The 12,163-nt window shown below is 62.0% G+C and carries 13 protein-coding genes; 7 read left to right on the top strand and 6 right to left on the bottom strand.

What is annotated here, in order from left to right; genetic code table 11:
- Positions 1-134 precede the first annotated feature (134 nt).
- The 3 genes from rpsF to rplI all read left to right on the top strand — a co-directional run bounded on the left by rpsF (position 135) and on the right by rplI (position 1,639).
- On the top strand, positions 135-425 hold the full coding sequence (gene rpsF, locus KBX17_RS03225) for a 30S ribosomal protein S6 (RefSeq protein ID WP_198002210.1): 291 nt from the start codon (positions 135-137) through the stop codon (positions 423-425).
- Positions 426-550: 125 nt separating this feature from the next.
- The gene (locus KBX17_RS03220; RefSeq protein WP_005287876.1) at positions 551-1,144 is read left to right on the top strand and encodes a single-stranded DNA-binding protein; all 594 of its coding nucleotides are present in this window, start codon (positions 551-553) and stop codon (positions 1,142-1,144) included.
- A gap of 42 nt (positions 1,145-1,186) precedes the next feature.
- Positions 1,187-1,639: a 50S ribosomal protein L9 gene (rplI, locus tag KBX17_RS03215; RefSeq protein ID WP_005287879.1), complete on the top strand. Its 453-nt coding sequence runs from the start codon at positions 1,187-1,189 to the stop codon at positions 1,637-1,639.
- Between the two features lie 129 nt (positions 1,640-1,768).
- On the opposite strand, the gene KBX17_RS03210 is transcribed toward rplI, so the two are convergent.
- Entirely contained in the window at positions 1,769-2,545 is a 777-nt protein-coding gene (locus KBX17_RS03210) for a hypothetical protein (RefSeq protein WP_005287883.1), read from the bottom strand.
- Between the two features lie 424 nt (positions 2,546-2,969).
- Between KBX17_RS03210 and dnaB the strand changes: the two genes are divergently transcribed.
- Positions 2,970-4,442, top strand: a complete 1,473-nt coding sequence (dnaB, locus tag KBX17_RS03205; RefSeq protein ID WP_005287885.1) for a replicative DNA helicase — start codon at positions 2,970-2,972, stop codon at positions 4,440-4,442.
- 5 nt (positions 4,443-4,447) lie between these two features.
- Here dnaB and KBX17_RS03200 read toward each other — a convergent pair whose 3' ends face one another.
- From KBX17_RS03200 to KBX17_RS03185, 4 genes are all read right to left on the bottom strand, one after another.
- Positions 4,448-5,758 (bottom strand): MFS transporter, encoded by a 1,311-nt coding sequence (locus KBX17_RS03200; protein WP_256018501.1) that lies wholly within the window; start codon positions 5,756-5,758, stop codon positions 4,448-4,450.
- Positions 5,759-5,812: 54 nt separating this feature from the next.
- Entirely contained in the window at positions 5,813-8,023 is a 2,211-nt protein-coding gene (locus tag KBX17_RS03195) for a cation-translocating P-type ATPase (protein WP_256018645.1), read from the bottom strand.
- Between the two features lie 319 nt (positions 8,024-8,342).
- The gene (locus KBX17_RS03190; protein WP_256018499.1) at positions 8,343-8,540 is read right to left on the bottom strand and encodes a heavy-metal-associated domain-containing protein; all 198 of its coding nucleotides are present in this window, start codon (positions 8,538-8,540) and stop codon (positions 8,343-8,345) included.
- A gap of 65 nt (positions 8,541-8,605) precedes the next feature.
- The gene (locus tag KBX17_RS03185; RefSeq protein WP_005287897.1) at positions 8,606-8,809 is read right to left on the bottom strand and encodes a hypothetical protein; all 204 of its coding nucleotides are present in this window, start codon (positions 8,807-8,809) and stop codon (positions 8,606-8,608) included.
- Positions 8,810-8,904: 95 nt separating this feature from the next.
- Between KBX17_RS03185 and trxA the strand changes: the two genes are divergently transcribed.
- Together trxA and KBX17_RS03175 are read left to right on the top strand one after the other, a co-directional pair.
- The gene (gene trxA, locus KBX17_RS03180; protein ID WP_005287900.1) at positions 8,905-9,279 is read left to right on the top strand and encodes a thioredoxin; all 375 of its coding nucleotides are present in this window, start codon (positions 8,905-8,907) and stop codon (positions 9,277-9,279) included.
- 132 nt (positions 9,280-9,411) lie between these two features.
- A complete protein-coding gene (locus KBX17_RS03175) occupies positions 9,412-10,272 on the top strand; it encodes a PspA/IM30 family protein (RefSeq protein WP_256018497.1) in 861 nt (286 codons plus the stop codon).
- A gap of 7 nt (positions 10,273-10,279) precedes the next feature.
- Here KBX17_RS03175 and KBX17_RS03170 read toward each other — a convergent pair whose 3' ends face one another.
- Positions 10,280-11,488: an NYN domain-containing protein gene (locus KBX17_RS03170; RefSeq protein WP_256018495.1), complete on the bottom strand. Its 1,209-nt coding sequence runs from the start codon at positions 11,486-11,488 to the stop codon at positions 10,280-10,282.
- Between the two features lie 206 nt (positions 11,489-11,694).
- Here KBX17_RS03170 and KBX17_RS03165 point away from each other — a divergent pair, with 206 nt between their 5' ends.
- Positions 11,695-12,069 (top strand): GntR family transcriptional regulator, encoded by a 375-nt coding sequence (locus KBX17_RS03165; RefSeq protein WP_256018493.1) that lies wholly within the window; start codon positions 11,695-11,697, stop codon positions 12,067-12,069.
- Positions 12,070-12,163 lie beyond the last annotated feature (94 nt).

The following is a 12,163-nucleotide window of genomic DNA, read 5'->3' as shown; positions in this document are numbered from 1 at the left end:
ACGCCGCATTCTGATTTCTTCGCGGTGAGCTGCTGGGGTACGCTGGTGAGGTTGCTTGACGCAACGACCCTCCTGCCACCGTTAAAGGACGGTGGCCGAAACCATAGAAACGACCATAGGAGGTGATGAGGTCCGTGCGTCACTACGAAGTAATGATCATTCTCGACCCGAGTCAGGATGAGCGCACCGTTGCCCCGTCCCTGGACAAGTTCCTCGATATTGTCCGCCAGGATAACGGCAAGGTGGAAAACGTCGATGTATGGGGCAAGCGCCGTCTTGCATACCCCATCGACAAGAAGGAAGAAGGCGTCTACGTCGTAGTCAACCTCGACTGCGCAGCCGAGACCGTCCAGGAGCTCGACCGCCGTCTGAACCTGAACGACACCATTATGCGAACCAAGGTTCTGCGCACCGATAGCAAGTAAGCGCCGAACGTGAACGGGTAATCCCAGCTCAGGGTTTGTGTCCGGGGCGGACTATAGACTGGTTCGTGCAAGGACAACCCATTCCCGCTCATTCATTCAAGGTTTCAAGGTAAGGACGAAAGAACATGGCACAAGGCGACACTCCTATCACCGTCGTTGGCAACTTGGTTGCGGACCCTGAACTGCGGTTCACCCCGCAGGGCTTGGCAGTAGCCAACTTCCGCATTGCATCCACTCCGCGTACCTACAACAGGGACACGAACCAGTGGGAAGACGGCGAAGCTTTGTTCCTCACCTGCAACGTGTGGCGGAGCGTCGCCGAGAACGTCGCTGAGTCCCTGACAAAGGGCATGCGCGTGATCGTCAACGGCCGCCTCAAGCAGCGTTCTTACCAGAACCGCGAAGGTGAAAACCGCACCGTGTTCGAGGTCGAGGTCGACGAAGTCGGCCCGTCCCTGCGCTACGCCAGCGCCAGCGTCAACCGTAACCCGCGTGAGGGCGGGAACCAGGGTGGCGGCGGCTTCGGCGGCAACCAGGGCGGCAGCTTTGGTAACTCCCAGGGCGGCCAGAACGCCCAGAACACCGGTGGCTTTGGTAACTCCCAGGGCAACCAGGGTGGCCAGAACAGCCAGTCCAACAACCAGCCCGCGAATGATCCGTGGAATTCTGCTCCCCCCGCCGGCGGTTTCGGCGGCATGGACGATGAGCCCCCGTTCTAAAGCAATCGACAAACATCAACTTTCAAACGAAAGGTAAGGATTATGAAGCTGATCCTCACCGCTGCCGTTGAGAACCTTGGTGAGCCCGGCGATATTGTCGAGGTCAAGGACGGCTACGGACGTAACCTTCTGCTTCCGCGCGGCCTGGCCATCCCGGCCTCCCGCGGCGCTGAGAAGCAGATTGAGGACATCAAGCGCGCACAGGAGCAGCGTTCCGTGCGCGACCTGGACCACGCTAAGGAGCTGCGTGACCAGCTCGACCAGCTGCAGGGCGTCACCGTGAAGGTGCGCACCGCTGAGAACGGCAAGCTCTTCGGTTCGGTCAAGCCGGCCGACATCGTCGATGCCGTTGAGGCTGCAGGCGGCCCGGCGCTGGACAAGCGCCGCGTTGACATGCCGAAGGGTCTGGTCACCAGCACCGGCGGCTACCAGGTCAAGGTCAAGCTCCACGATGACGTGGAGGGCAAGGTGAACTTCGAGGTCGTGGGCGCGTAACACACGCCTAACGGCGATTGCTCTATAACAAGCAATCCAACGACAACAGCACGAAGGGCGCGGGCCCCGCTTGTGAGGAGTGGGGCCCGCGCCCTTCTTCTTCTTGCTTTGTTCCTGTTTGTGCGCGGGTTAGCGCAGCCCGGCTGGGAGTGGCAGCGAGGCGTCAATCAGCTCAAACGGCCCAACACCGCCGGAGATGACTCCCACAATGTAGGCGCGGCCGTCGCGGCCGGTGATCCACACCGGGGCACCGGAATCGCCCGTGAAGTTCAGCAGGAGAGCCACGATCTCACCAGTGTGAACGTTGGTGGACACCACAGGACCGCAGGTCCTGCTAGAGCGCGCGCCATCCTTGCAGACAATCTGGCCCGGTGCCACGGCGCTGACCGGAAGGCGTCCACCGATGGCGCGATCCGGGTTAATGGACCGAGCGAACTGTGTGAGGTTGTGGTCCATGCCAGAGTCGAGCCCCAACGTGAGGTTCCCACCGCGCGTCTTGCCGGCATCAGTAACGTGCGGGTCGAGGCGGAACCAGCTGTAGTCACGGAACGAGTCGGATGTGAAGCCCTTCAACCCGACGTTCAGGCCGCCCTGATCGAAGACATACCCGGAATCCGCCATGTTGGAGGCAATGACTGCGCCGTCGGATGAGTAGACACGGATAGGACGGCCACCATCGATGGGCATGAGGCAATGCCCGGCCGTGATCCCGTACTTCGCGCCGTCCCGGTGCGCCACGGAGTTGAGGGAGCACAGTGCTTTAGCCCCGTTACTGTAATGGATCTCGATCTTATCGCCGGCATAAACCGGTGCTGCGGAGGCGGGGGCAACGCCGCACGCAACGGCGACCACTGTGGCCATCGCGGAGATTACCGCGCGGCGGAAACGGGAAAAACGGGAGGTCATAGCAGCACAATAGCAGGTGGTTCCAGCAATCAAGCGCCGCATAACAATCTGGTGTCCACACTGCCTGTGGATAACTAGTGGAAAAGTCCAGTCCAATGAGAGAAATTTACGCGGAGGAGAGCGGTTTATAGCACTTTGGTTACCTTGTCAAATGTGCTGGTGGTCGAGTTATTCACTGTTCGTGGAAGACGCATGACGCGGAATGTATCGGGGTTAAGCAGTCACGATGGGCGAATCTGTGAAAAAGTAACTGAATATTCCACAGAGATTCCACAGCCGTGGGAGGCATGTGGGTCACGAATCAGGGAATAACGGGCTTATTCCACAAGGACCTGTGGATAACTCCAGCGTGATGAGTCCACAAGAGTGGTCCGCTCGTGCCCCGGCGGGGTAGCATCACTTCGATGACTGGAGGGAGTTCACGATGACTGCAGGCAATGTCGCTGGAGGGGACAGCTTCGACGACCGGTTTGAGGACCTTGTTCCTCCGCCGCCTGAGCCGGAGGACGGCGGCGGGTACAGGAGCAACCGTCGCAACGGCCGCGGCTTCACGTCTGAGCGCGAGGACTTGAGCGAGTACCGCCAGCCCCCGCATGACCGGAAAGCTGAGCAGGGTGTCATTGGTGCGATGCTGCTCAGCCCCAATACCGTCACCGATGTGATTGAGGAGCTGCGGGAGGAGGACTTCTACTTCCCAGCCCACCAACTGATTTATCAGGCGATTCTGGACCTGTACTCCCAAGGCTCGCAGATTGACGTCCTCATTGTCTCCGGCCGTCTTGACCGGATGGGACAGCTCGAGCGTGCTGGGGGAGCGCCGTACCTGCACACCCTGATCTCCGAGGTTCCCACCTCTGCTAACGCACGCTACTACGCGGATATCGTTGCCGAGAAGTCCACGTTGCGCCAGCTTGTGGACGCGGGAACGCGTGTTGCCCAGCTCGGCTACGACGGCGGCGAGGGCATGGAGATCGAGGCGCTGGTGGATCGCGCGCAACAGGAGATCTTCGCCGTCGCGCAGACCAAGACGGGGGAGGACTACCAGGCACTCGCTGAGCTGCTCAAGCCTACTGTCGACGAGCTTGCTGCTTATGAAAAAGACGGCGGCCTCGCTGCCGGCGTGCCGACGGGCTTCCTTGACCTCGACCGGCTGACAAATGGCCTCCATGCCGGTCAGATGATCATTATCGCGGCCCGTCCTGGTGTGGGTAAGTCGACCCTCGCCCTGGATTTCGTTAGGTCCTGCTCGATCCACAACGACCTGACCTCGGTGATCTTCTCGCTGGAGATGAGCGCCTCCGAGATTGTGATGCGCCTGCTGTCTGCGGAGACCGAGATCAAGCTCTCCGCGATGCGTTCGGGCCAGATGGAGGAGTCTGACTGGGAGAAGCTCACCAAACGCCTCCGCGAGATCCAGCAGGCGCCGATCTTCGTCGATGATTCTCCGAACCTGACGATGATGGAGATCCGCTCTAAAGCCCGCCGCCTCAAGCAGCAGCACGGCCTAGACCTCGTGGTGCTGGACTATATGCAGTTGATGAGCTCCGGCCGCAAGGTCGAATCCCGCCAGCAAGAGGTCTCCGAGTTCTCCCGCCAGCTGAAGTTGCTGGCCAAGGAGCTAGAAGTACCCGTCATCGCCATCTCCCAGCTCAACCGTGGCCCGGAGTCACGCACGGACAAGCGTCCGCAGTTGGCGGACCTGCGTGAATCGGGTTCATTGGAGCAGGACGCGGACATTGTCATGCTGCTGTACCGTCCGGACTCCCAGGACCGCGACAACGAGCGTGCGGGTGAGGCGGACATCATCATCGCCAAGCACCGTGGTGGCCCGATCGACACGATCGCGGTGGCGCACCAGTTGCACTACTCGCGCTTCGTGAACATGGCGCGGGGTTAAGCCGGTTAAGACAGCACTTTCCCGCGCTGTTCGGGCAGGGTGAGCGCAGCGATGCACGCCACGGCGAAGGCGGCTGCGAACACCCCGAACACAGCCGTGGGCCCGCCGAAGCTGAGCACCGGAGGCACAATGAGAGGCGCGATGATCGACCCGATTCGCCCGAACGACGCCCCGGCACCTGTGCCCGTAGCGCGGATCGAGGTTGGGTAGAGCTCCGGGCCGATCGCGTAGAGGGCACCCCACGCACCCAGGTTGAAAAAGGACAGTAAGCAGCCGGCGGCAATGATCTGCCACGGAGCCCCTGCCAAACCGTACAAAACGGCGGCGCCAGCAGACCCGGCGAGGAAGACCGATAGAGTGATGCGGCGGCCCCAGACTTCAATAAGCCACGCGGCCGCGGCATAACCGGGAAGCTGCGCGATAGTGATGATGAGGGTGAACGTGAACGACCGCACCAGGGTGAAACCTTGGTCCACCAGCAGCGACGGAATCCAGATGAACGCGCCGTAGTACGACAGCGACACCCCGAACCACACGAGCCAGAACGCGGCAGTGCGCTTGCGCATCGCTGGCCCCCATATCCCGCCGCTGACCTCCGGCTCTGAGTCGCCGGGCGGGGAGTGGTCGATCTCAGAGGTGTCGGCGGCGGCCTCAAAGGTCCGCACGATCTCCTCGGCTTCATCGTGGCGGCCTTTCGATTCAAGGAACCGCACTGACTCGGGCAAGCCCATGCGCACGTAGATGGCATAGAGTGCGGGTACAGATCCGAGGGCGAATCCCCAGCGCCACCCGGTGTCACCCTGGCTGACTACGAAGGTTCCGATCACGGCCGCCATGATCCACCCCACGGCCCAAAACGCTTCGAGCAATACGACCATTCGTCCGCGGCTTTTACGGGGCGCGAACTCGCTGACCAAGGTGGACGCCACGGGTAGCTCCGCACCCAGGCCGAGGCCGACGAGGAACCGGAAGACCATGAGGGAGCCGACAGACCAGGCGAGGGCGGAGGCACCCGTCGCTAAGCCGTAGACCAGCAAAGTGGCCGCGAAGACCTGCCTGCGCCCGATCTTGTCCGCGAGCAGCCCGCCTAGGGATGCCCCGATGGCCATTCCGATGAAACCAATCGACGCGATCCATGACGTCGTGCCCTTATCCAGGTCCCAGTGCACGGCGAGCGCGGCGAGGATGAACGACACAAGGCCGACGTCCATCGCGTCGAGCGCCCAGCCCACGCCCGAGCCGACGAGCAGCCGACGGTGCTGGGAAGTGACCGGGAGACGGTCGAGACGCTCGTTGCGGGTCAGAGTATTGTCCATGGGCAGTGAGCATAGCTCCTGCCCGGGCAGGTCAACTACTTTAAATTCACTTTTCTAGCGCTCGCTGACCGAAGTGAACCGGTTGAGCCGTAGCGAGTTGCTCACCACGAACACTGAGCTGAACGCCATGGCGATGCCGGCGAACATGGGGTTGAGCAGGCCGATGGCCGCCACCGGGATGAGCAGCACGTTGTAGGCGAAAGCCCAGAACAGGTTGCCCTTGATGATGCTCAGGGTGCGCCGCGACAAGCGGATCGCGTCTGCCGCAGAGCGCAGGTCGCCGCCCATGAGGGTGATGTCGGCGGCCTCAATGGCCACGTCCGTGCCCGACCCCATGGCTAGGCCCAAGTCGGCGGTGGCCAAGGCAGCGGCATCGTTCACGCCGTCGCCGACCATCGCGACAGTGTTGCCCTCTGCCTGCAGCTTTTCGACGACACGCACCTTGTCCTCCGGCAGCACCCCCGCCGTGACATTATCCGCATCGATGCCGACCGCAGTGGCTGCCGCGCGGGCAGCCCCTTCGTTGTCACCGGTGAGCAGGTGCGGGGTGAGCCCCAGCTCGCGCAAGTCCTCAATGGCTTGTGCAGAGGTGTCTTTGACGGTGTCGCGCACAGCGATCGTGCCGGCGGGGGAGCCGTCCACGGTCACGGTGACAGCCGTGGCGCCGTCAGCCTCGAAGGCTTCCGCCTCGGGTCCGCGGCCGCGGCCGACGGTGACGGAGGTGCCGTCGATAAGCGCGCGGACGCCCTGGCCGGCCTCGTTGCTGAAATCTGTCGCCTCGGGGATGTCGCCGTCTGCGGCGGCGACGATGGCGCGTGCAATGGGGTGCTCGGAGCCGGCCTCGACAGCGGCGGCGAGCGACAGGACCTGCTCTTCGGTGAAACCGGATTCAGGCGCGACGGCGTCGACCGCCATTTCACCGGTGGTGACGGTGCCGGTCTTGTCCAGCACAATCGTGTCCACGCGCTGGGTCGACTCGAGGATTTCCGGGCCCTTGATCAGCAGACCCATTTGTGCGCCGCGTCCGGTGCCGACGAGGATCGCCGTGGGCGTAGCCAGGCCGAGCGCGCACGGGCACGCGATGATGAGCACGGCGACTGCGGCGGAGAATGCCGCCGGCGCGTCGTGGCCGATCGCCATGTGCACGGCCAGCGTGATCAGCGCAACCACGATGACGGTCGGGACGAAAATGCGGGAAATACGGTCCACAAGCTTTTCGACGGGCGCTTGCCCCGCCTGCGCCTGCCGCACCAGTTCGCTCATCCGCGACAGGGTGGTTTCGGAACCCACCCGCGTGGCCTCGACGATGAGGCGGCCAGTCTGGTTGACCGTGGCGCCCGTGACGGTGTCGCCGGGAGCGACGTCGACAGGCACGGACTCGCCGGTGATCATCGAGTTATCCACGGCGGATACACCGTCGATCACGATGCCGTCCGTGGCGATCTTCTCACCGGGGCGGACCACGAAACGGTCACCGACAGCGATCTCGGAGGTGGGTACGCGGATCTCTTGGCCGTCACGGATAACAGCGGCGTCTTTGGCGCCCATTGTCGCGAGGTCACGCAGAGCTTCAGAGCTGCGTCCCTTCGCCTTGGTTTCGAACCACCTTCCCAGCAGCAAGAACGTGATCACCACGGCGATGGTTTCCAGGTAGATCTCATCCATCGCATGACCAGCGTTCGCACCGGGGGAGAGGCTCATGTCCATCGTCATTCCGGGTTCGCCGGCGTTGCCGATGAACAGCGCCCACACTGACCACAGGTACGCTGCCGTCGTGCCCAGGGTGATCAGGGTGTCCATGGTGACGGCACCGTGGCGCAGGTTCGCGATTGTCGCCTTGTGGAACGGCGCGCCGCCATTGATGTAGATCAAGGTGGTGAGCGTGAAAACGAGCCACTGCCAGTTCGTGAACTGGAGGGCCGGGACCATCGAGATTACCGTCACCGGCACGGCGAGAATCGCTGACCAGATGACTTTCCACTTGAGGTCGCTTGCTTCAGCTTCGCGGGCGGCTTCAATGCGGTCGGTGTCGGAAGCGGCGTCGTCGGCTGTACCTTCGGAGCCCGCGGTATCGCCGCTGCCGCCGCCGAGCGCGAATGCGTCGTACCCGGCGTCTTTGACAACCTGGATGAGCTGCTCGCGGTCAGTTTTGGACGGATCGTAGTCGACCGTCGCCGTCTCAGTGGAGTAGTTGACGTTGGCTTCCACCCCGTCAACCTTGTTCAGTTTGCGTTGGATGCGGTTGGAGCACGAGGTGCAGGTCATCCCGGTCACACCCAGTTCGAGGTGCTCCAAATAGTTGGTGCTTGTCTGTGGTGTGGGGGCGGGTGCGGGGGCGCTCACTGTAGATGTATCTCCTCCCGGGTAGCGCGGCTTGAACCTTTCTCACCCTATGGAACGGCGAGGTAAGGGAAGATATTCCGAGAGGCGCGCAACGTGGTGCACCTCACCAGAGCGGTCCAAATGCAGAAAAGTTGACAAACCCGATTTCGCTCTAGACCTGAACGTGCAGGTTGGCGAGTTTTCGCCGGTTAAACCAGTGTCGAGTTTGTCAACTTTTCCGCAAGGGATACCGCGGGGGCCTCTAGACCAGCTTGTAACCAGCCTCGGCAACAGCGGCGGCGACGGCGTCGCGGTCGAAGCCTTCGCCCTCAACGATCACGGTGCCAGCTTTGTGGTCGGCGGTTGCGCTGGTCACGCCGGAGACGTCGCTGACCTCTTCGGACACGCTCATTTCGCAGTGTTCGCAGGTCATGCCTTCTACAGTGAATGTCTGTGCCATGGGAGTAGTCACCTTCCAAAAGGAACTTGGTTGTTGTTACGGTTCCCATGGTAGGACGGTTGGCATTAAGCGTCGATAAGCGAAAAGCCTGCGTACTCGACGGCGTACTCGATCTGCTCGTCGGTGAAGCCTTCGCCTGTGACCCGCATGACCTTCGTTTCTGCATTGATGTCGACGCCTTGGGTGCCCAGCACCTGGCTCACTTCAGCTTGCAGAGTATCCACGGAATTGGTGTCTGTCGGGCCCTCGAACCGGTAGTTCTTGGTCACGCTTGCTCCTTTTCTCGCTCGCGGGGAATGTCCGCGCCCTTGATAAGGTTGTACTCATCGACAGACGTTACTAGAGCAGACTCAGGAGAATAAAAATGAGCACCATCAATGTAACCGAGGACACGTTCACCGAGACCGTCGAGAACAACGACATTGTGATCGTTGATGCGTGGGCTGACTGGTGTGGCCCGTGCAAGGCGTTCGCCCCGACTTTCGAGGCTGCGTCTGAGAAGCACGAGGACGTGACCTTTGCCAAGCTGGACACCGAGGCTAACCAGGGTCTTTCCTCTGCGCTGCAGATCCAGGCGATTCCGACGCTCTTCGCGTTCCGCGAGGGCATCTTGCTGGGGCAGACCTCCGGCGCTATGCCGCCGGCTGGGCTGGAGGAGTTCATCCAGGCTGTGCGCGACGTTGACATGGAGCAGGTCCGCGCTGACATCGCAGAGCAGAACGAAAAGACTGAGGGCTAGTCGCTTTTCGACGGCTTCCCGTCACACCGCCCGCGCCGCAGACGGCCGGGCGGTTTTTCGTGCCCGGGTGAGCCGGGAACCGTTCGCGTAGACTCGGGGCACACTTTCCCGACGAAAATCTAAGGAATCACCATGGCTAACCCGTTCAGCAAGGGCTGGAACTACCTGATGCAATCCTTCGACACGGCGATCGATGAGAACGCCGACCCGAAGGTCCAGATCGAACAGGCTGCGAACGCCGCTAGAGAGCAGCACCGCGCTATCACGCAGCAGGCCGCGGAGATCATTGGCCAGAAGAAGCAGCTGGAGATCAAGCTGGGTCGTGTCCGCGAACAGCAGGCGTCTTTGCAGGACAAGACCAAGACTGCGTTGCAGATGGCTGACCAGGCAACCGCTGAGGGTGACACCGCCAAGGCCCAACAGTTCAACACAACCGCAGAGACGCTCGCAGCTCAGCTGGTGGCTACGGAGCAGGAGCTCGAGGGGCTGACCACGCAGTACGGCGCCGCAGAGCAAGCCGCCGCGCAGGCCGAGCAGCAGCAGAAGCAGTCTGAGGCCCGTCTGCAAGAGCAGATGAATGAGGTCAACCGCCTGCGCCAGCAGGTCGACCAGGCCAAGATGCAGGAGCACACTGCCCAGACGATGGACACCATGGGGCAGTTCAGCCAGAACGACAACGTGCCCACGTTGGACGGGGTGCGCGAGAAGATCGAGAAGCGCTACGCTACGGCACTCGGTCAGCAGGAACTGGCTGAATCTGGTGCGAGTGCCGCGATGGCTGAGATCGAGTCCGGCCAGACCGATGTCGCTGCATCATCCAAGCTTGCGGAGATCCGCGCGTCGATGCAGGCGGAGTCCGCTGGGGAGCTGACCCAGGGGTCGGCCCAGGGTGCTGCAAGCGATGATGCGGAGCAGCACCAGGAGGCCCTTGAGCGTTTCGACGATGAAGCCCCGCAGGCTCCGCTCAACGCAGAAGAGGCCGACAACCGCTAGTGAGTGCTTAGCTCTGGGTCCGGCGGATGTTGATCAGAACTCCGCGGATCCCGGAGTGAAAGCCGTCGCGCAGGTTGACGCGCTGGCTCTCGCTGAGCGTGTACTCATGAAGGGTCTCGCAGGCGAACTGCAGTAGCGGCCTGTCGATTTCGGGGGGAAGGCCGCCTCCCGAGAGAATGTGCGCTTTGTCGCGCTGCTCGGAAGAGGCGGCGTTGTCGAACCACCACGTTGCGTACTGCTGGCCCACATCGAACGGCGTTTGGAACCCGGAGGAGGTCCATACTTCTTCCGGCAGCGGAACGTAGCGGGAGCGCAGTTTCCGGCGCGGCGCCATCATCGAGGGTTTCGGCGAGCTGGCTGCTAGTTGGGCTGGCGATGGCGGGCCAGGTGTGGGGCGGGGCTTGGGCGCCACGTGGTCTGTTGGCTCGTGGGCAGCCTCGCGCTTGCCGCGCCCCTGCTCGGGCTTTTGTTCAGGTTCGGCGTGGTCTGCCTGCTCCACCTTCTGTTGCGCGAGTTCCTCAGCGGCGGTATCCGCCTCCGCCTGCGCGACGTGGGAGGATAGGGGCTGTTCGCCGTCGGGGCGGGGAACGCCGCACATGCCGTCTTGGGTGTCGGTCTCGTCGATCGCGTCGACAAGCGGGCGCTCGCGAATGGTCGGCGGAAGCGGGCCCTCGAGCACCTGGAGCTGCATTGCTTCGGCGAAGTCCTCGCGCGGATCGAGGATGGTGGTGGAGTCGCACGCGTGGCGCAGAGCTGAGGACATAGAGTCCCAGCCAAAGCCGTAGAGGTGCATGCGGACGCCTGCGTTGGTAGCTTCCTCGACACCGGGGATCATGTCGGCGTCGCCGCTGACCAGAACGAAGTCGCTGTATTGGCCGCGCATGGCGTTGGCCACGATGTCAGCGACAAGGCGGGTGTCCACGCCTTTTTGGGTGCGCCGCTCGCCCCATTCGATGAGCTGGCCGGTGCGCAGCTGCACGCCGTCGCACGTGCGTAGAGCGCGCTGGTAGCGGTGGGGGCCAGAGTCTGGGATGCCGTCGTACCAGAACTGGCGGTGGATGGGTTGGTGTAGTTGCTGGGTAATCATGGTCCCGAGGTTGGCAACGACCTCGGGGAGATCAATTTCTAATTGTGATCTTGCGCCTGTTTCCCACGAGTTGTAGAAACTCGCAAGTAAATATGACGTATCAACGAAAACGACTGTGCGCTCAAGCATGGCTCCTAAATCCGTATCTATTCATGTAGCTAATAACTTTTGTCGGTATCCAGTCTGCCTTAACTTGGATGAGCTTGTCAGACGCGCGCCGTCTACCTGCATGAATCTGTGAATTCAGGAATTGCTCGATGGGGACCGTTGCCATTTTGTTCCGATGGTTGTACGGTTAGTTACACCACTAACGAACCGACGAACCGGAGGTCGCGATGGGCAACGACACAGAGCCGCTGTTCATGCAGATCGCACGCCTTATTCAGGACCAGATAGTGGATGACCACCTAGAGGCCGGGGCCCGCGCTCCGAGCACCAACGAGCTGGCGGCGTTCCATGAGATCAACCCCGCGACCGCGCGCAAGGGGCTCACGCTCCTTGTGGATGGCGGGGTGCTGGAAAAACGACGCGGGATCGGCATGTTTGTCACGCCCGACGCGCGCGAACGCATCCTCGCGCAGCGCCAAGCGGAGTTTGCGGGCGCGTACATCGCCCCGCTTATCGACGAAGCCCTTCGCCTCGGCCACGACCTACCCACTCTCCACGACCTTATTGACCGCGTTGCAGAAAGTAGAGGAATGTACAAGTGATAATCGCACATGAACTAGGACCTGACCCCTTTTTGGTGGACACCTGATATCCAGCCCGGTTGGGCTGGGAAGAAAGGTAATCTACCACCATGTC

It is taken from the genome of Corynebacterium sp. CCUG 65737 (assembly GCF_024454115.1).
In the GTDB taxonomy this organism is placed as follows: Bacteria; Actinomycetota; Actinomycetes; order Mycobacteriales; family Mycobacteriaceae; genus Corynebacterium; species Corynebacterium genitalium.
This window is presented reverse-complemented; position numbering and strand designations above follow the sequence as displayed.